Raw genomic sequence first — 18964 nt, forward strand, 5'->3', positions numbered from 1 at the left:
TATTAGTAATTTTACGAATAAATGATACGGTACTTTTACCGTAGCGAATTTGTGTCCTCGAGGTAATTAATGGATAGTTTCGCAGCTGCAGAAAAAGCGCTGAGTGCAATGTTAAAGAGTGTAGAAGAGACGGGCGTTGTTAAAGAAACACGTGTCGACTACCGCCAAATTTTGATTGATTTTGCCGATGAAGTCCCAGGTCGTCAAAAAGCAGTGATTAAAAGAATACCACTCCAAAAAATAAACAACCTTATTGCTGTTCTGCATGAATTTAAACAAGAATCACGCCAAACGCGTATGATTGAAATATTAGCCATGATGGAAAAAGATGATGTTTCTCCTTATGAGCTGTTAGATGATGAATATGAAGATTAAACAGTAACAAGCAGTTTATTGATTTATAAAAAGAATGATAATTATATATAGAATATACAACAAGGTTTGTATCGTCTTTTATATGTAAATTATATATCGCATTCATAATAGATTGCTTTATTACTCCGAATTGCTGTCGTATGCAGAGCGTATGCTTATTCAATGCTCTGTGTACGCTTGTTCATGCCTTCTATTAGCCTATCTATATTACTTGATAGTCCAATTTTCCACGATGTTTCTTTTAATGAAATGATAATTCGACATTAGCTAAATAATCGTGAGAAGAATAAATTTATAATGCTATTTACCTTCATAAAGGCGTTTCTTATTTATCCGTTTGCATAAATGAGATCTTTTATTGCTAGGCTGAGTACGATTAACTTTTATCTTCATATATTTCATCTAAATACAAAGACGTTCAAATTTTGTCGATTTTCATTATAAAAATCAAACGATGCAAAGCCATTCTTTTATTAACAGTTGATTCATTGCCGAACTTCTCGTTACTCTTACTATAAGCAAGCCAATAAATAACCGTTATTAGGTATTTCCAAAGGAAGCGGACGTGAATAAAAGTTTTGTAGATCTAACATTTATCTCAGCCCAACACATCAGTAAAGCGTACCAAAATAATGAAGTATTAAGTGATGTTAATTTTGAGTTAAAATCGGGACAAGTCTTAGGCTTACTTGGGCATAATGGCGCAGGAAAGTCGACATTAATTAAAGCAATGCTGGGGATGCATAACCATAGTGGTGAATTAACTATTTTTGGTCTAGAGCCACAAAAACAACGGGAAAAAATTGTAGAGCGTCTTGGCTATATATCGGATGTTGCAGTATTACCTGAATGGATGACTGTTAAGCAAGTGATGAAATATGTACAAGGTGTACATCCTCGCTATGATCAACAGAAGATGACAGCATACTTAGCTCAAACCAATATTTCATTAAAAAGTAAAATTGCTGCGTTATCTAAAGGGATGAAAGTACAGTTGCATCTTGCACTTGTGATGGCGACAGATGTGAATGTTTTAATTCTTGATGAGCCTACGCTAGGCCTTGATTTAATGTACCGTGAAACCTTCTATCGTTATTTAATGGAATGGTTCCATGAGGGCGAAAGAGCGTTGATTATTGCAAGTCATGAAGTTGATGAAATAGCTCATATGCTGACAAATGTGTTGGTGTTGAAAAAAGGGCGAACTGTTTTACAAGGACAACTTAGCGATTTATCTGAGCGTTTTAATATCCTTTCGGTTGATGATCAACATATTGATCAAGCGAAAAAGTTAAAACCGATTAGTTGTAAAGTAGGTTTAGGCCAACACCGTTTATTGTTTGAAAATATTTCACCAACTGAATTAGCAATGTTAGGTACAGTTACTAAGCCAAGTCTTGCTGATATATTTATTGCCAAGCAACAGGAGGCTTTATGAACCCAATAAAAGCATTGTTAACTAAAGAATTGCTTGAGCATAAGCTTGTCACTCGCTTACCACTGTTTCTTGCTGCTTTTTCGATTATTTGCATCATATTAATTATGAGTAATAGCCAGAACTTCTCATTTAATGTGCAATCATCAGGGTTAGAAAATTGGTCGCCAAATTTTACTCATAGCGATTCTTTTGCGGGTATTGCCGGGCTAATTAATTTCATGCTGGCAGGGTTGGTGACATTAGTGAGCTTTTTCACCTACACAGCGAGAACACTGTCGAAAGAGAGAAAAGAGGGCAGTTTAGCGTTTTGGCATTCAATGCCAGTATCGGATGCTAAAGCGATAGCTGTAAAACTTATTTTTGCCTTAGTGATTATACCGATTATTACTTCTTTCCTATTGTTGTTTGCTGATCTTACTGTTTGGTGTGTCGGACAATGGTTTCTTCCACAAAGTTTATTAACGGACTATTCAGTTAATCTTGTGGCATTGGGGCAGCATTATGGCGAATTTATATCGACAATGGCAGCCATGAGTTTAGCGTTATTGCCTGTCGCTTGTATTATATTCTTTATTTCTCAATTTAATGAGCATCCCTTAATTACAATATTTGTGATTATCTTACTTATTAAAATAATGGGATCTATTGTTTTTAATTCAAGTGCCATTGGCGATTGGATAAGTCAAGTCAACAATCTGTCAATTAATATATTAATGAGTGATCACCCATGGGGGACATTAATGGCAATAGGTAGCCCAACATTGATGGGATTATTCATTATTGCGGTTATTTTCTTTATTCTCACTGTCAGATTTAGATCGGGAAAATAAACAGTAGACAATAAAAAAGGAGAGTATCAACTCTCCTTTTTTTACGCACCGGTATTAAGCTTTCGTTTGTTTTTTTATCTATACAGTTATATGCATGGGAAAGCTTATTATTTTATAATTTAGATTAAGCTGCTGTTACAGATTCAATGTACTTTACTTCATTTTTATATTTGCGCACGTTACGTGATAATGTGCCTTTAGGAAGTTCGTAACGTTTTTCAGCCTCATAGCTTGATAGGCCATCAAAAACAACAGCTGCTACTGCAACACGTTGATTTTCTGACTTAAAAATACGTTGTGCGATGATGTGGAATTGAGAATTATTCATAGCGACTTCTACTCTTCTATATATTTAAATGTCTTTATTGAGGGGCTAAAGGGAGTCCCCCAATAGCTTTACTTGTTAATAAAACAAGCAAACAAATGCTGTTAATAAGACAATAACAAGATGAACCTTAACAGAAGATTAATAGATTAGGCTTTCGTTATTAAAAGTAGATATTGATTCATAATTTTAATAGATTCTCTTTGTTTATTTATATTTATCAACGGATAAGTAATAAAATACAGATGTTATATTTCATAAATGATGAAAGGATGAGTAAAAACTCACCCTTTTAATTAAAAGTAAGGTTAACTTTTATAAATTAGCAGATTAGCCAATTAATCTTAAACCATTAGGTAAAGCATCACCAAAGACGCGCTTGGTTTCATCTTCAGTTAATATTTTAATTTCTGATACCATTTCAATCCAGCTTTCAGGTGCACGACTTGCTTTAAGTTTATCAATAACTTGCTGTCGTAAAGCATCATTGATATCTAAGTTACGATCACCCGTTTTACGCGTCATCATAACAGCCGCAAAGCCAATATAGGGTTCTTTACGCCAATCAAGCTCCATCAGCTCTGGTAAACAGAAAGAGACATGTTCTGCCGAGAGAAGATTATGAGTTGAACCATAGAAAGGCGTACGTGTAGCAATACGTCCAATCGCCCACCAATGCGCTTGTGCGTATTGGGTTTTCTGTAAGCGTCCAAATAACCACTCAATAAGTTGAAGCTTTTTGTCAAAAGGCAAATGTTCAAGTGAGGCGGCTAAACGTACCATGTCTTCATAGCTACGTTCTTGAAGCTCTTTATTCAGTTTGGCATTACGACTAGCACCAGGAGTGATGTATTTAGCAATGTCTTTATAGATCACTAATTGTTGCTCTTGGGTTAAACCACCGGCAACACGACGCCAGAAGGTCCACCAGTCACACCAAGTTTGGGTATTGGATTCAAATTGAATACCTTGTTGGTACAATGCCCAAATTTCATTCATACGGAAATCATCAGCAGGGTAGCCAAAACCCGGACGCATGGTAAAGCCTATAAGTTTTAACCAGTTACGCTCATGAAGATCTGAACGACGTCGACGCTTTTTACTTTCTAACAGAGCGTTAGCTAATTCACGTAAACAGGGGGTTTCCCAGTTATCACGTTTTCCCAGCATCTTATCCAGATCGTTACGCAACGTTTTCGCCGCTTTACTGTTATCGCTATTCTTGCTGCCACCATAAACTTTTTTGATAGCATCAATGGCGTCATTCATTCGTGGAGGAAGCTCACTTTCAGCAAGGGTGCTGTCGACATCACCACGATGTAATTTTGCGAGATCTTTTCGGATCGCAAATTCAACTTTCCAGCGTTTTTTGGGATCTGCTATGCTAACCGCTTCGATCTGAAGGGTGCCGACTTCAGTTAGCTGACATGCTAAGGTTACCTCTTCACGATCTTTCTGGTTTGCCGCTAATTCGCTACGATCTCGTTCACTATCAAGAGTCGCAATAAATGGCGGTAGAGTAACAAAACCATCACCAATAATTTCAACCAGTTCACCGGCTTCTGAGTATTTTTCATCAGTGGTAGAAACAAGGTTAAAACGCACGGGCTCACCCAAGGTTAAAGCAAATTTACGATGAGTTAAGTTAACTTCAGTACTTTCTTCAATACCTTTTGGTAATAAACAGATACCTTGTTTTACGTCTTTATTTTGACCAATAACAAGGAAGAAAGAACGGGCAGAGCCACCGCCAATTTTTAGTTGTGCGCCATGACGGGCTTTGGCATAAGCAACCGCACCAAAGGCAACCGCAAGATCGGGATGTAGGTTTTTAAGCTCTGTAATACTGCTATCGTCGCGCCATGATGAAATGACGTTAAGTGTGCGCTCAGTCAGTAATGGGCTGTTAAAGACACCACCATTTAGCAGTACGGCAACAGGAATCGCTGGTTTATCGTCATCGATTTCAATACCATTTTCTTTGAACGCATCGCGGCACACATGATCATGAAGATCGATAAATTGTGCAATATGTTTACTAATAGCAGGATCTGCCGCATAGGGTAGGCCAAATTCGACCATAGCCGCTTGACGTTGGCTTGGTTGCTCGCTGTATGCTGTCATAGGGAAGAAACCGTCAAGCGCAATGCGATGCACTTCGTCACGATTTAACTCAATACTTTTGGCACCACCAATCAATCGTGAGCCGCTACCTAACATGGTTACTTTTGCTGTATCTGGTGCATTACCTGATAATAAGCTTTCTTTCACTTTACGTGTTTGCTGTATAAGTTTTGATAGCGCAGATTGACTGAGTTTGTTTGATTCACCGTTCAGACGTTGCTCGGCAACATGAGCAAGGGATAAATCAAGGTTATCCCCACCAAGCATTAAGTGATCGCCAACCCCTATACGATCAAGGGTTAGCTTATTATCTTTGCTACCGACTTTTATTAAGCTTAAATCCGTTGTACCACCACCTACGTCACACACCATTAATAGTGGTATGTCTTTTAATAATTCATCAGCGTTATCTTTATTTTGCGCGTACCAGTCGTAACATACTGCTTGCGGCTCTTCTAGCAGTAAGACTTTTTTTAATCCTGCTAACTCTGCTGCTTGTAGTGTTAACGCACGTGCGGCTTCATCAAATGATGCAGGCACAGTTATCACTACTTCTTGATCGGCAAGCTTGGCATTCTTATGGTGATAATCCCATGATTGACGAACATGGTTTAAGTAACTGGCACTAGCAATGACAGGAGAAACTTTCTTAACATCTGATTTAGATGCGGTTGATGACCAAGGTAAAATAGCTTCGTTACGATCAACGTTGGGATGAGATAGCCAGCTCTTAGCACTCACCACTTGGCGACCTTCAACTTTTGCACCCAGCTCACGCGCTAACTCACCAATGATCACGGTATCAATTTCGCCGTTAACCGGTTCAGGGTTCCATGGTAAGACAAGTTGAGTTGCATCCATTTCACCTTGAGCGGGGTGATAACGGAAAGAGGGCAGTAGAGGTTTACGAGCGACTTCGCCCGGTGCAATAAGTTGATCGATATTGAAAATATGCATTGGGCTATTTTCAAGGTCATCTGTAATTTCAGCGTAAGCTACAACGGTGTGCGTTGTCCCTAGATCGATACCGACTAAATAGCGAGGGGAAGATGAAGGCATGACGACTCCACAAAGTAAAATAGGAAAATTGACAAGTGGGAATAAATGAAAGCCCTACAGAAGGTAGATGATTGTGTATTGTTATAACTATAAACCCACGAGTATGTATATAGATAAACGGCGCATCAAAAGATGCGCCGTTAGTTCGATATTAGCTTTCGCGAACGTCGAATTCTACCTGCCATTTCTGACCGTTATCAGTCGAAATCGCTTCAAGACAAAGTGTCCCTAATTCTGTTACGCGTGATGCTAGCTTAACAGGAACCACTTCACCTACGGTACGGCCATCAGATACTGGCAGTGTCATTTGAATCGATGGTAATTCTTCCATCTCTTCAGGTTGCCACCAATCAAGATGAGTACCAGCAACATCATCACGGCGTACTGTAGAACCGAAGAACTTGAACTGTACGGGTTGGCCAATGATTAAGCCAAACTCTTGGCTTGGTACGTTAGCTTGAGAGCCTTCTTCCATACCAAATGGTGCGACACATAGCGCTTCAAGTGGCGGCTCCATGCCTGGGATTGCAGGCATAGCACTTTCGATGCCGACATAGTAGCTACTTGCGATACCGCCACGGATACGAACGCCTTTACCTTGACGAACAGAGCCGTAGTAGGACGCGCCGCTTGCAACCGCTAAATCAAGATCTAAACCTTGAAGTAATTTAGCTGGCTCTGAACCACCTGTAGTTAACCAACTATTAATGATACCTAGTAGGCGATCAGATAATAGGTTAGATTTTAAAACGCCACCGTTGAACAAAATTGCAGTAGGACGGATGAAGCCGTCATGCATTTGTTCAAATTGCTCAAAAAGCTCATCAACCGCTTGGCTTTGACGGCTAAGGAAACTTGCTACATGGCGAGATACCGCCGCATCTTGTGCGTAAGGTAAGCCCATTTGGGTTAATGCGCCGCGTGCTGCTTGAACTGGGTGCTCTTCAACAGATGTTTGTGGGAAGAAACCTTCAACAAGTGTCTGTTGTACTTCTTCTTGAGTCAGTTCAGTTTGAAGTGTGCCGCCAAGTAGTTTAGAACCACGACTAGGAACAACAATTGGCATTGCTTGTAATTCAGCATCATTAAGTAATGCTTCTTTAGCATCACGACATGCATGCGTAATCGCCAATACTTGCCAAGGTTGTAACTGTTTGCCTTCTTGCGCTAGCTTCATCTTTAAACGATAAGCCAGAGCTAAGTCCATGTTGTCGCCACCCAGCAGGATATGATCGCCAACAGCAACACGATTCAGAGTAAGGTTGCCGTCTTCTTCAGTTACAGCGACTAACGATAAATCTGTTGTACCACCACCGATATCAACCACGAGGATGATATCACCAACGGATACTTGATCACGCCAGCTTTCATCGTTGTTTTTAATCCAGCTATATACTGCCGCTTGTGGCTCTTCAAGCAACGTAAGGTACTTAAAGCCAACATTACGTGCTGCTTCTGCGGTTAAATCACGCGCTGCGGGATCAAACGACGCTGGGACAGTAATCGTTACGTCTTGATCAAAAATAGGCGTTTCAGGATGCTGGAAGTTCCATGCATCAGCCATGTGCTCAAGATATTGTTGTGTGGCTTCAAGAGGTGATACTTTGACCACTTCTTCTGGGCTATTTAATGGTAAGAATGCATCACGACGGTTTACGCCGCCGTGACATAGCCAGCTTTTCGCACTAGAGATAAGACGGATAGGAGTCTTACTGCCTAATGAACGTGCCATTGTACCCACAATCGCATTCGGTTTTGCATTCCAAGGAAGTGCAGTATCACCTTCAGCCAGTTCAGATTCATGTGCTTGATACATGAACGATGGAAGCTGGTTCTTTTCTTCCACATTACCCGGATTGGTTAATTGTGGGATGGGCATAACCGTAACATCAGCGTTCTCATCTTGAAGATCAACATAAGAGAGTACGCAGTGTGTTGTACCTAAATCGATACCAACGCTGTAACGGTGTTGTTGTGTGTCTTGCATTATAATTCTACCTCAGCGGCTGCGATGATATGTGCATCGTGGCCTTCTGCCAATTTAGGCAATTTAACTTCTGTTACTTTCCAGCCACGGTGGATCAAAGTTCCGTTAAATGGTGCTTCACCAACCACATTACCTGTTAGGCGAACTTCAGATGCGTTGAAGCCTTGTGGCAGGGTAATACGTGTCTCTTCTTCTTCAGTGCGAACTGGCGCAAAACTGAAGTATTCATTTAATACTTTATGACCGCCTTCGTGAATAACACGTGCTGCGGCACCGATATCGGCGTCAGCATAGCCTTTAAGATCTTCTTGCATGAAGTCGATAAAGCGCGCTTCTTGTTGAAGCAGAGAAAGAAGTTGTAATGCAGCATCAGGGGTCGATGTTTTTAGCTTAGGTTCAACTTCAACCTCAACGATTCTTTCAACAACTTTTTCAACTTCGACAATTTTCTCGACGGGTTTTTCGATAATCTTTTCTACGATTTTCTCAACCGGTTTTTCAACTTCGACGATCTTCTCTACTTCGATTTCTTTTTCGATAATCTTTTCAACTTCGACTGGCTTGCCTTTTTTCGTGAGGTACATAACCAATAGAATTAGAACTAGAGCGCCTAACCATGCGTGACCCATGTCGATAGTAGTTGGCACTGCCGACAAATCAACGTGCATCTTAGAAAAATCAAAAGCCATATTTGTTTACTCTTAGCGGTTAAAGGGCGATTCGGTTAAATATTAAGTGTGAATCAGCTTCAAATAATTAGTCGAATATTAACATAGACGTATGCAAAAGATGCCTACTAGAGCGTGTTTTTTTGCTTAAAAGCGAGAACAAACGGTTTCTTAGCCTAATTTGCAATCAATATATTACGTTAAATACTAGTGTATTTAGCGTATTTGACACATCGATGTTCTGACATGTAGCTAAAATGGGGATGGAGGGTGACGTTTTCAAGCTAACTGATTGTATTAAAAAGATATGGCTTAAAATTCGATAACAAGGTCATTAATCTTAAAAGAATTGCTTGATATAACCACTTTGGTGGTGGTTCAATACAGCAAAATTAGTACTAAAGCATGATAGTTCTTAAGTGTATGGGCTGTTGTGTTAGAAGATAGGTCAAGATATGTCATCTGATTTCTACGGCACCAGTGCCGCTTATGCACGTAAAGAAGCGGGTTACCGTGAAAAAGCATTAAAAATTTACCCGTGGGTATGTGGTCGTTGTTCTCGTGAATTTGTATATTCAAATCTCCGTGAATTAACCGTTCACCACGTAGATCATGATCATACTAATAATCCAGAAGATGGCAGTAACTGGGAACTACTTTGTTTATTCTGTCACGACCATGAGCATGAGAAATATACTGATGCGGATAACGGTCAAAGTAGTGTGATCCGTGCTGGCGAAAATGAGCATGAAGCTGCTACGTTCAACCCATTTGCAGATTTAAAAGCAATGATGGAAAAAGGCAAAAAGTAATAGCTTGCTTGTATCCGTTAGAAAAAATGAAAGGGACGATAATTCGTCCCTTTATTGTATCTATCGTTTAGGAAAATCTATTAGGTGCCTAGAATTTGCAATGGCAAGCTCAGCAAGGTATCGCCCATGCTTGCAAAGTACCAAATAATTGCCATTAGTGAGGAAACCAGACCGACATACCATACAAAAGAGAAAATCTGTCCATAGCGATCAAGTGGTAGCAAATGACTATGATGACGCTGCTTCCACTCAAAAATAATTTCAATACAGCCCATGATAAGTAAAAAACCAAAGAGGGTTAATCCTAGTTTATAGCTGAGAATGACACCACCAATAGCCGCGCCGGCACATAGAATAATGCCAAGCTTACTGTTCATAGAAAAGCTGATACTTTTCAGTACATGTCCACCATCTAACGGTAAAATAGGCAGTAGATTGAATAAATTCAGTAAAGCATTAAATACCGCGAGACCTGCAAAGAACATCTCGCCAGTGATCCAATAGGCAACCATACAGATCAAAGACATGATCAAACCAAAGAGTGGTCCCATAATAGAGATAACCACATCTTGCCAGCGAGTATTTATTTTCTCATCACTTAGCGCAAGCCCACCAAGAAAAGGCACAAGATAAATACCTTTGGTTTTCATACCAAAATATTTCATGGCACGGACGTGACCGTATTCATGAAAAACTAAACAAGCGATAAGTGCTAAAGCAAACTGAAATGAGAAAAGCCAAGAATAGGCAGCAAGGCTGGCTGACGCTAATACCACTTTGATCAGCTTGGCACTTTTTAATGCCTTCATACCGAGCGAGACTAGACCAATTATGCTGAATCTTCTTTCAGCAACAATTGGTGTATGAGGCGTTTGGCGCTCTATGTCTTTTTCGTTACGCTCACCCTGCGCGATAACTTGGTTATTCACTTGCGCTTGGTAACTGATCAAAAAAGGTTGCCATGAAAGATTACCTGATAGCTGGCATTCAATGGTTTCATCGCCATTTTGAAGCGCAAATTGGTGATGAAAATTGTTATTATCTGATGCTGAAGCATCTTTTTGTGAAACTAGCGTGTTGTCCCAGAACAACTGTTGCCAGCCTGCAAGTGAACCTTCTAAACGAAGCGGTTTACCTAAAAAGTCATCTAGTTGAAGCAGTTCCAATGCGTTACCTGTCTATCTAAGGTGAGTGAGAAAATTATACGGAAAAAAGCACAATGTTATAGCGTAAATGTGTAACGAGTTATGGATAATCTAGTGCTACTTTTATCTGTTCAATATTCTGGTTAAGCCAGTCTTTATTAATCGCTCCCCATTGTTCAATGCTGTAATGGCCTGTTTGATGTCGCTCACCCTTGGTTTGGGTAAATTGACAAATAATATCAAGTTCAATCAAGCTCTTGATAGTATCTTGTGCAGTACGGCGAGGCATACCTGAAAAGGCAATAATTTTAGGGACATTATTAATGCCATTTTCGATTAAATAAGCGATATAAAGACGACGATAAAAACTCGATTTTGTTTTGCTTAATTCCATATACAGATTCCGTTGAGTTGAAAAATTACCCTGGGGGATAAGTCAATAAACTTATGTTCTATTTTTGTAAAAATTTAAACTTATTACAAAATGAACTAATACCTTTAATTATGAGCTAATTTTAAATAATAAACATTTATTTTTTAATTGGTTAACGAATTTTTAAATAAAACCAACTTACAATAATGATTCTTTTAGTACGATGTTATGAGTAAATATTGAGATGTATATCAAATGAATTAGGGGAAATAATTTATTTACAATATTTTACTACCTCATTAGTTGTTAACCGCTTATTATGTCCGTCTACATGATTATGCGTTCTGTTGTCTTTTTGCACGATAGGAGGCAGAAGGCTATAAATATGACAAAAAATAACACTCCAAAATTTACCCTATCTCTTCTTCATCCCCGTTATTGGGGGACGCTTATTCTCGTTGGCGTAATGTATCTGCTGAGTTGTCTTCCGTACTCATGGCAATTAATGATGGGTAAAAACATCGGTCGCCTAGCGATTAAATTGATGAAAAAACGTCGCCGTACAATTGAGCGTAATTTAGAGCTATGTTTTCCTACGATGCTGGAAGAAGACAAACAACGTTTAATTGCAGAAAATATCGATAATACAGGTATGGGCCTGTTTGAAACTGGCATGGCATGGTTTTGGTCTGATGAACGCGTGAATCGCCATGTGACAATTGTGGGTCTTGAACAAATGGAACAACTTGCCAAAGAAGGCAAAGGCGCATTAATGGTTGCTGTGCATTCAATGAATCTTGAATTAGGTGCGCGTGCGTTTGGCATTAAAATGTCAGGTATGGGGGTTTATCGTCCTAATAGTAACCCTTGTTTTGATTACTTTCAGTATTTAGGTCGTTCACGCTCAAACCGTACTTTGATTGATCGTAAAGACGTAAAATCAATGTTGCAGGCATTAAAAACGGGTGAGCGAGTATGGTATGCACCCGATCATGATTATGGTCGTCGTCGTTCAACATTTGCGCCATTATTTGCAGTAGAGCAAGCGTGTACAACAACAGGTACAAGTTTGTTAGTTGATAATACTGATTGCGTTATCGTACCCTTTACTATGGTAAGAGACGATAAAGGGCATTACACACTAACCTTACGTAAAGCGGTTGAAGGGTTTCCGAAAAAAGATCCTGATGCAGCTGCAGCCTTCATCAATAAAATTGTTGAAGAATCAATTATGGCTGCGCCTAGCCAATATATGTGGCTACATCGTCGCTTTAAAACTCGCCCAGAAGGGCAAGAATGCTTGTATAAATAACCTAAGCTATCTGATTAATACTTTGAAGCCTGCAAATATTGCAGGTTTTTTATTTTTCAAAATCTTAACGCAAGCTGTCTATTTGCGATGATGATCACACTTGAGCTTGCAACTATTCCACAACTCAACATAAAATACTGTTACTAACTGCTTAGAAATACTATCAATATAATTAGAAATTTATACTTCACTAAGCAGACATACATTGTAACGGGATTATCGTCGCTATGAGAAAGTTCACAGCTCCAACGTTTACTTCATCTTTTTTACATCCTAGATATTGGCCTGTTCTGATATCTATGGCAGTGATGTATTTAATTAGTTGGTTGCCTTATTTTATACAATTTCGCTTAGGTCAAAATGTTGGACGTTTAGTAATGCATTTTATGCGTGACCGACGTAAAACGATTGAGCGTAATTTAGAGTTGTGCTTTCCAGATATGGATATTAATGAGCGTAATAAGCTTATTAAACAAAATATCGATAATACTGGCCTAGCGTTATTTGAAACCAGTATGGCATGGTTTTGGCCTGACTTACGGGTTGAGCGCCACGTTAAGGTTGAAGGTTTAGAGCATGTTTATAAGCTGCAAGAACAAGGAAAAGGGATCTTGTTAATTGCTGTTCATTCACTGAACCTTGAATTAGGTGCGCGTGCTTTTGGTTTACATACGCCAGGTGTCGGCGTATATCGTCCTAATAACAATCCATGTTTTGATTTCTTTCAATTTAAAGGGCGTGTCCGTTCAAATAAACATATGCGTGATCGTAAAGATTTAAAAGGCATGTTTCAGGATTTAAGACAGGGTGAAATGCTGTGGTATGCACCCGATCATGATTATGGTCGTGGCCGAAATTCCACATTCGCACCTTTATTTGCGGTAGAGCAAGCGTGTACAACGACAGGTACCAGTTTATTGATTGATAATACTGATGCGGTGCCATTACCTTTTGCGATGATCCGTGATACTGATAGTGGTCAATATACGTTGAAAATATTTCCACCGTTGGAAGGATTTCCACACAACGACCCAGATGCCGCTGCAGCTTATATTAATAAAGCGGTAGAGCACTCTATTTTGGCGGCACCTTCGCAATATATGTGGTTACATCACCGCTTTAAAACCCGCCCAGAGGGTGAACCATGTTTATATAAGTAGTTAGACAAAGATAGCGAATATATAAAGAGAGAATAGAAATGCCGAAGGTTATTATCTTCGGCTTTTTTATATCTAACCTAATATTTTCTATCAGGGAAAATATTAAAAGTCGTAAGTAATACTGACCGTACTGTATATCTCATCGTTACTTTTATCACTTGCTACTTCTGTATTGTAGATATATTGGGTATCTAACATGAGTGCAATATGATCAATTAATCGGTTCTTTACAAAGGCTTTTACATCATAGGTTGTATTTGAACGACCATAGTCAATATTACTTTCAAGCCCAGCAGAAAAAGTCGGAGTGAACTGTTTTTTTGCACGCAAGAATACATTGGCAATCATGTTTTTTTCAGTTTGATTTGGATAATCGGGATCATTTTTTTGGCGACGACTATGACGATAACCCGGACCACCACCAACCGTTAGTTTTGTTGTTTTGGTGTTATAAAATTTGTAGCCTAAACCGGTCGAGACAATATATTCACTGTGGTATGTGCCAAATTGATCGTGGTTATAGGTATTACTTAAATAAGTAAAAGAATGAGGCCCGATAGCATATTCATTTTTTAGTGCTATTTGGTATTTATTAACACCATCTTCTTCTTTAGTGCTATCGGTATAAAAAGAGCTTAATGATAATTTATTCGACCAATTATTTTTATCGTAATTAAAATCAGTACCGGAATTTAACGACATAGAAGTGTTGGTCGTTTTTGAATAGATAAAGCCCAGCTTTGCTGAACCATCAAAGGCTGGGGTACTTTGTGCTGTATTGGATGACGTTGTTGCGAAAGCCATCTGACACAAAAGGGGGGAAAGTAGCAATATAGAGTATCGTTTCATTGTCTCGCAGCCAAAAATAAATGTCGCGGACAATGTAGGTGATGAAGGTTAATGTGCTGTCAGAACTGTGTGATAGCTATGTGTGAAATATCAGTCGTATGATTATCAGTGTCGCTATCTATTCTTTAAGTAATTAACTAATCGTTGGTTAGCGTTATAAAGTAGTTTGAATTTCTCACTATCACCATTTTCACGATCAGGGTGCCATTGTAATGCTAAACGACGCCACTGTTTTCTGACTTCCGCTAGTGATGCTGTATTGGATAAAGAAAATAAATCAAAATCATCATCAATGGATGTCGTGGTAATATTAATTGGCTGGTTATTAATATGTTGCTGGTATCGTCGCCAAAAAGAGCTCAGTAGTTGCTCTATCGCATCGCCATTAGCATGATAGTTCTTCCAGTCTAAATAATACTCCCGTAGCGGATCTTCTTGTTCTATATGATGGGTCTGATAAACAATATTAAGCAGTTGAATATCCATTGCTTGAACTTGTAGCCACTGTTTTGGAAACAATAAAATCTGCAGTTGGTAGAGTGCATTCATTAATAAGAAATTACGTTTGAAGAGATCCTTATTGCTGTCACTATCAAGCGTATCTAACATTTCTTTTTCACGTAATGCTTGGCTAAGGGTGTGGATCATCCAGTTTTTTGGTTGGTGTTGCAGTAAGGACAGGATCGGCCAAATAAGCGGGTTCTCGTGTTCGAGTTGAAAATCAATTGGCTGATTAGTCATTGGCTTCCCAATATTTAAGTCATAAAAAATGGCATACGTTATGATTAATGTAGCAAATTTTTAACAATATTGAGAGTGGTAAGAGTTAAAAATAAAAAAGGCTAGCACTAAGCTAGCCTTTTAACTCATTGTTTATACATTATATAAATAATGAGTAGAAGATTGCAGAGATAGAAACAAGGCCGATAACCGTCACAAATACATTGCTGATTGCGCCTGAGTATTTCTTCATGGATGGTACTTTTTTGATTGCGTACATTGGCATAATAAAAAGCAACATCGCAATAATAGGGCCACCTAAGCTCTCAATCATACCGAGAATACTTGGGTTTAGTGTCGCTACAGCCCATGTTGTTACTAGCATAAAGATTGCTGTAAAGCGGTTTAGTACTTTTTTTGAGATCTCTTTATTCTTATCACGAGTAACTTTGATTACTAAACCATTTAGGCCTTCACTGGCGCCTAAGTAGTGGCCAAGGAAAGACTTAGTAATTGCAATAATTGCTACAATCGGCGCAACGTAAGCAATGATCGGTGTATCAAAGTGGTTCGCTAAGTAAGTTAGAATCGATACGTTATTTGCTTTAGCTTCTGCTAGATTTTCAGGTGATAAGCTTAATACGCAGCTGAAAACGAAGAACATTACGGTTAATACCATCATAATGTGTGCACGGGCTAGAATACGTGAACTTTGACGCTCTGCGTTTTCGCCGTATTCTTTTTGCTTAGCTACAGCAAATGATGAGATAACAGGTGAGTGGTTAAACGAAAAAACCATTACCGGTAAGATTAACCATACAGCAAGCATTACTGAGTTTAAGCCACCGTCTGCTGGGATGATGTTATGGAAGATAGAGTCATTCCAGTACGGTACAAGAAACAGTGCCAACATTAATAATACAGCAACGAATGGGAATACTAAGATACTCATCGCTTTAACAATTAACTGCTCACCTAAACGAACAATTGCCATTAAACCAAGGATCAATACTAACGCTAAAATTGCACGTGCTGGTGGCTCGATACCTAACTGGTTAAGCATAAAGCTTTCAACAGTATTTGTTAGTGCAACACTATAAACTAATAGAATGGGGTAGATAGCAAAGAAATAAAGTAATGTGATCACTTTGCCCATGCCCTTACCAAAATGCTCTTCAACAACTTCTGTAATATCAGCACCCGGATTCGAACTTGATAACACAAAACGTGTCATCGCACGGTGGGCAAAGAATGTCATTGGAAATGCAAGAGCGGCCATTACAAGTAATGGAATTAAACCGCCAACACCCGCATTAATGGGTAAAAATAGAGTACCTGCACCCACGGCGGTACCGTATAGGCCAAGCATCCATAATGTATCACTTTTGCTCCACCCTAATTTTTTGTTTTGTGCAGAAGTCGTCGCCGTTAAATTTTGTGCGGTGTCCATAATGGACATCTCCTTTATAAGTATTATGTTTAACTTTCAAAGGGCTGAGTTATTCTGATCTTCCTTGGTCGCATACGCGAAGAGCAACAGATAAAGCTTCAAAAAATAAGAAGTAGTGAACGTGCGATTTGATGGTGAAATATAGGATATATACTCTATATTCAGTGACGGGTCCGTTGTCGATCTTGTGTTTCCATACTTACATCAAGCAAGTTATAAACAATGTCTGCTGTGATTCTCTCTTATAATAACCTTGTAAATAGTCCCCTTATCGAAGAGCGCGCATTATAGGGGAAAAAACTTGGGTTCAACAAATTTTGCAGAGAAAAAATTTACGTTTGCTTAAAAAGCATGCAAGTGCGTTAACGTTATATTAATAACATTATTATGTAGTGATAATGGTAGGGGTTTTATGTCATAAAAGTGTATATATTGGATAAAATATGCAATTTGTATGATTAAAATGACTTTTAAACTATATTTTTGAATAATGCGTCTTGGGTATATTTTTTACAATATTATTTTAATGCATGCAAAAAAAGTTTTAAAAAAAGGAAGGCAAAGAGCCTTCCTTTTTTAACTATTTGGATAAAATCAGTCGCGGAAATTATCAAACTGGAATGGTTGACCTAACTCTTGTTCACGCACCAGTGACATAGTCGCTTGTAGATCATCACGCTTCTTACCCGTTACGCGCAGTTTCTCACCTTGGATAGAAACTTGAACTTTCAGTTTAGCGTCTTTAATCGCTTTCACTAATTTCTTCGCGTTTGTGGTTTCTACGCCTTGCTTAAATTCAATATTTTGAGACGCAGTTTTACCTGAGAAAGTGACTGCTTTACGCTCAAGCGCATTAGCATCAACACCACGTTTAGCAAGGTTACTACGTAAAATTGCAACAATTTGGTCTACTTGGAATTCAGACTCAGATGTGATTTTTACGATTTCTTTATTTAATTCAATGCTTGATTCAACATTACGGAAGTCGAAACGCGTGTCTAATTCACGCTTTGAGTTGTCTACCGCATTCTTGATTTCTACGGAATCTACTTCTGAAACAATATCAAAAGATGGCATGTTTATGGCCTCTTATCATAAGTCTAAGGGAATATTTCCCATCTACATTAACACGAATAGTATACCGTTTATTAATGAAGGAGAAGCAATCTATGCCTCTCTTTCTATCTCGGTATTATATATCATCAAATTGTTTTTATTGATATTTTAGCGTTGTGCTGTTTTAACAGCATCCGCTAGCATATCGAGCATCTTAAGCGTGTCTTTCCAATGAATACAAGGGTCAGTAATAGATTTACCGTAAACAAGTTCATCAAGTTTGTTTTCAATAACCGCTTGATTCCCTTCTTCAATAAAGCTTTCTGCCATGATGCCCGCAATTGAATGGCTACCATTTTTCAATTGTTCACAAATTTCAGCAGCAACATCTAATTGACGTTTATGCTGTTTTTGGCAATTACCATGACTAAAATCGACAATTAATCGCTGTGGTAATTCAAACTCGGCTAATGCCTCACATGCTGTTGCGATGTCTTCAGCGTGGTAGTTTGGCATTTTACCGCCACGTAAAATAATATGACCGTAAGGATTACCGGAAGTACGGTAAATTGTCATTTGTCCATTTTTTGCTGGTGAGCAGAAAAGGTGAGATTCACGTGTGGCGCGAATAGCATCAATCGCAATTTTGGTATTACCGTCAGTGCCGTTTTTAAAGCCAACTGGACACGACAGTGCTGACGCCATTTCACGGTGGATCTGAGATTCGGTAGTACGCGCACCAATGGCTCCCCAACTGATAAGATCAGCAAGGTATTGACCAGTGATCATATCGAGGAATTCAGTCGCAGTAGGTAAGCCTAGCGAGTTAATATCAATTAATAGTTTGCGTGCTTTTTTTAAACCAGTTGCTAAATCTAAACTGCCATCTAAATGTGGATCAGTAACTAAACCCTTCCAGCCAACAACAGTGCGTGGCTTTTCGAAATAGGTACGCATTACGATAAACAATTGGTCTTTATATGTTTCTTGTACAGCAACAAGGCGTTTCGCATAATCAACTGCGGCATCGGTATCATGTATAGAACATGGACCAACAATCACCAGTAAACGGGAATCTTGACCCGTTAAAATTGCTTCAATCTGTTTGCGAGAGTGGTCTACATGCGCCGCAATTTCATCAGTCATTGGTGATGTTGCTTCAATTTCAGCAGGAGTTGGCATCAAGCCTAAACTCACGGTGCGAAGTTCATCTGTTTTCATTGGCATAATATGTTTGCCTACCTTGGGGATCTCTGTAATAACACCGCTAAGATATCCCAA

17 protein-coding genes are annotated in these 18964 nt (G+C 38.9%); 6 read left to right on the forward strand and 11 right to left on the reverse strand.

Features of this window, described 5'->3' with window-relative positions; translation table 11 throughout:
• Positions 1-69: 69 nt before the first annotated feature.
• The 3 genes from C9J42_RS06705 to C9J42_RS06715 all read left to right on the forward strand — a co-directional run bounded on the left by C9J42_RS06705 (position 70) and on the right by C9J42_RS06715 (position 2643).
• A complete protein-coding gene (locus C9J42_RS06705; protein WP_107205881.1) occupies positions 70-375 on the forward strand; it encodes a hypothetical protein in 306 nt (101 codons plus the stop codon).
• Positions 376-940: 565 nt separating this feature from the next.
• Positions 941-1813 carry an ABC transporter ATP-binding protein gene (locus C9J42_RS06710; protein ID WP_107205882.1) on the forward strand — a complete coding sequence of 291 codons (873 nt, stop codon included), beginning with the start codon at positions 941-943 and terminating at the stop codon, positions 1811-1813.
• A complete protein-coding gene (locus C9J42_RS06715) occupies positions 1810-2643 on the forward strand; it encodes an ABC transporter (RefSeq protein WP_107205883.1) in 834 nt (277 codons plus the stop codon). Before C9J42_RS06710 ends, C9J42_RS06715 begins: the two co-directional genes overlap by 4 nt.
• Positions 2644-2767: 124 nt before the next feature.
• On the opposite strand, the gene C9J42_RS06720 is transcribed toward C9J42_RS06715, so the two are convergent.
• The 4 genes from C9J42_RS06720 to C9J42_RS06735 form a co-directional block, all read right to left on the reverse strand.
• A complete protein-coding gene (locus C9J42_RS06720; protein WP_005367479.1) occupies positions 2768-2971 on the reverse strand; it encodes a hypothetical protein in 204 nt (67 codons plus the stop codon).
• Positions 2972-3298: 327 nt separating this feature from the next.
• Positions 3299-6151 carry an Hsp70 family protein gene (locus C9J42_RS06725; RefSeq protein WP_107301810.1) on the reverse strand — a complete coding sequence of 951 codons (2853 nt, stop codon included), beginning with the start codon at positions 6149-6151 and terminating at the stop codon, positions 3299-3301.
• Positions 6152-6302: 151 nt separating this feature from the next.
• Positions 6303-8138, reverse strand: coding sequence for an Hsp70 family protein (locus C9J42_RS06730; protein ID WP_107301811.1), 1836 nt, complete (start codon positions 8136-8138; stop codon positions 6303-6305).
• Positions 8138-8806, reverse strand: coding sequence for a DUF2760 domain-containing protein (locus C9J42_RS06735; RefSeq protein ID WP_199188044.1), 669 nt, complete (start codon positions 8804-8806; stop codon positions 8138-8140). Before C9J42_RS06735 ends, C9J42_RS06730 begins: the two co-directional genes overlap by 1 nt.
• 455 nt (positions 8807-9261) lie before the next feature.
• Here C9J42_RS06735 and C9J42_RS06740 point away from each other — a divergent pair, with 455 nt between their 5' ends.
• Positions 9262-9618 (forward strand): YajD family HNH nuclease, encoded by a 357-nt coding sequence (locus tag C9J42_RS06740; RefSeq protein ID WP_005367488.1) that lies wholly within the window; start codon positions 9262-9264, stop codon positions 9616-9618.
• 80 nt (positions 9619-9698) lie between these two features.
• On the opposite strand, the gene C9J42_RS06745 is transcribed toward C9J42_RS06740, so the two are convergent.
• Both C9J42_RS06745 and C9J42_RS06750 read right to left on the reverse strand, forming a co-directional pair.
• The gene (locus C9J42_RS06745; protein WP_107301812.1) at positions 9699-10784 is read right to left on the reverse strand and encodes a site-2 protease family protein; all 1086 of its coding nucleotides are present in this window, start codon (positions 10782-10784) and stop codon (positions 9699-9701) included.
• 79 nt (positions 10785-10863) lie between these two features.
• Positions 10864-11157, reverse strand: coding sequence for a helix-turn-helix domain-containing protein (locus tag C9J42_RS06750; RefSeq protein ID WP_107205888.1), 294 nt, complete (start codon positions 11155-11157; stop codon positions 10864-10866).
• A 364-nt stretch (positions 11158-11521) separates the two neighbouring features.
• Between C9J42_RS06750 and C9J42_RS06755 the strand changes: the two genes are divergently transcribed.
• Together C9J42_RS06755 and lpxL are read left to right on the forward strand one after the other, a co-directional pair.
• On the forward strand, positions 11522-12448 hold the full coding sequence (locus C9J42_RS06755; protein ID WP_107261550.1) for an LpxL/LpxP family Kdo(2)-lipid IV(A) lauroyl/palmitoleoyl acyltransferase: 927 nt from the start codon (positions 11522-11524) through the stop codon (positions 12446-12448).
• 227 nt (positions 12449-12675) lie between these two features.
• The gene (lpxL, locus tag C9J42_RS06760) at positions 12676-13608 is read left to right on the forward strand and encodes an LpxL/LpxP family Kdo(2)-lipid IV(A) lauroyl/palmitoleoyl acyltransferase (protein ID WP_107301813.1); all 933 of its coding nucleotides are present in this window, start codon (positions 12676-12678) and stop codon (positions 13606-13608) included.
• 102 nt (positions 13609-13710) lie between these two features.
• On the opposite strand, the gene C9J42_RS06765 is transcribed toward lpxL, so the two are convergent.
• The 5 genes from C9J42_RS06765 to C9J42_RS06785 all read right to left on the reverse strand — a co-directional run bounded on the left by C9J42_RS06765 (position 13711) and on the right by C9J42_RS06785 (position 18910).
• On the reverse strand, positions 13711-14457 hold the full coding sequence (locus C9J42_RS06765; RefSeq protein WP_107245305.1) for a YdiY family protein: 747 nt from the start codon (positions 14455-14457) through the stop codon (positions 13711-13713).
• 114 nt (positions 14458-14571) lie between these two features.
• Positions 14572-15198 (reverse strand): DNA-J related domain-containing protein, encoded by a 627-nt coding sequence (locus C9J42_RS06770; RefSeq protein WP_107290341.1) that lies wholly within the window; start codon positions 15196-15198, stop codon positions 14572-14574.
• A gap of 139 nt (positions 15199-15337) precedes the next feature.
• Complete coding sequence (locus C9J42_RS06775) at positions 15338-16627, reverse strand: HAAAP family serine/threonine permease (protein WP_107301814.1); 1290 nt, start codon at positions 16625-16627, stop codon at positions 15338-15340.
• A gap of 594 nt (positions 16628-17221) precedes the next feature.
• Positions 17222-17704, reverse strand: coding sequence for a YajQ family cyclic di-GMP-binding protein (locus C9J42_RS06780; protein WP_005367504.1), 483 nt, complete (start codon positions 17702-17704; stop codon positions 17222-17224).
• A gap of 147 nt (positions 17705-17851) precedes the next feature.
• On the reverse strand, positions 17852-18910 hold the full coding sequence (locus C9J42_RS06785) for a 3-deoxy-7-phosphoheptulonate synthase (RefSeq protein ID WP_107205894.1): 1059 nt from the start codon (positions 18908-18910) through the stop codon (positions 17852-17854).
• Between the last annotated feature and the right edge of the window lie 54 nt (positions 18911-18964).

It is taken from the genome of Photobacterium sp. GB-56 (assembly GCF_003026105.1).
Taxonomy (GTDB): Bacteria; Pseudomonadota; Gammaproteobacteria; order Enterobacterales; family Vibrionaceae; genus Photobacterium.

Excerpts from the sequence above, each read along its gene's own strand:
- lpxL (WP_107301813.1), top strand. The coding sequence starts at position 12,676 with ATGAGAAAGTTCACAGCTCCAACGTTTACTTCATCTTTTTTACATCCT.
- C9J42_RS06785 (WP_107205894.1), bottom strand. The coding sequence starts at position 18,910 with ATGCCAATGAAAACAGATGAACTTCGCACCGTGAGTTTAGGCTTGATG.
- C9J42_RS06765 (WP_107245305.1), bottom strand. The coding sequence starts at position 14,457 with ATGAAACGATACTCTATATTGCTACTTTCCCCCCTTTTGTGTCAGATG.
- C9J42_RS06715 (WP_107205883.1), top strand. The coding sequence starts at position 1,810 with ATGAACCCAATAAAAGCATTGTTAACTAAAGAATTGCTTGAGCATAAG.
- C9J42_RS06770 (WP_107290341.1), bottom strand. The coding sequence starts at position 15,198 with ATGACTAATCAGCCAATTGATTTTCAACTCGAACACGAGAACCCGCTT.
- C9J42_RS06730 (WP_107301811.1), bottom strand. The coding sequence starts at position 8,138 with ATGCAAGACACACAACAACACCGTTACAGCGTTGGTATCGATTTAGGT.
- C9J42_RS06705 (WP_107205881.1), top strand. The coding sequence starts at position 70 with ATGGATAGTTTCGCAGCTGCAGAAAAAGCGCTGAGTGCAATGTTAAAG.
- C9J42_RS06755 (WP_107261550.1), top strand. The coding sequence starts at position 11,522 with ATGACAAAAAATAACACTCCAAAATTTACCCTATCTCTTCTTCATCCC.
- C9J42_RS06775 (WP_107301814.1), bottom strand. The coding sequence starts at position 16,627 with ATGGACACCGCACAAAATTTAACGGCGACGACTTCTGCACAAAACAAA.
- C9J42_RS06780 (WP_005367504.1), bottom strand. The coding sequence starts at position 17,704 with ATGCCATCTTTTGATATTGTTTCAGAAGTAGATTCCGTAGAAATCAAG.
- C9J42_RS06735 (WP_199188044.1), bottom strand. The coding sequence starts at position 8,806 with ATGCACGTTGATTTGTCGGCAGTGCCAACTACTATCGACATGGGTCAC.
- C9J42_RS06750 (WP_107205888.1), bottom strand. The coding sequence starts at position 11,157 with ATGGAATTAAGCAAAACAAAATCGAGTTTTTATCGTCGTCTTTATATC.
- C9J42_RS06720 (WP_005367479.1), bottom strand. The coding sequence starts at position 2,971 with ATGAATAATTCTCAATTCCACATCATCGCACAACGTATTTTTAAGTCA.
- C9J42_RS06740 (WP_005367488.1), top strand. The coding sequence starts at position 9,262 with ATGTCATCTGATTTCTACGGCACCAGTGCCGCTTATGCACGTAAAGAA.
- C9J42_RS06725 (WP_107301810.1), bottom strand. The coding sequence starts at position 6,151 with ATGCCTTCATCTTCCCCTCGCTATTTAGTCGGTATCGATCTAGGGACA.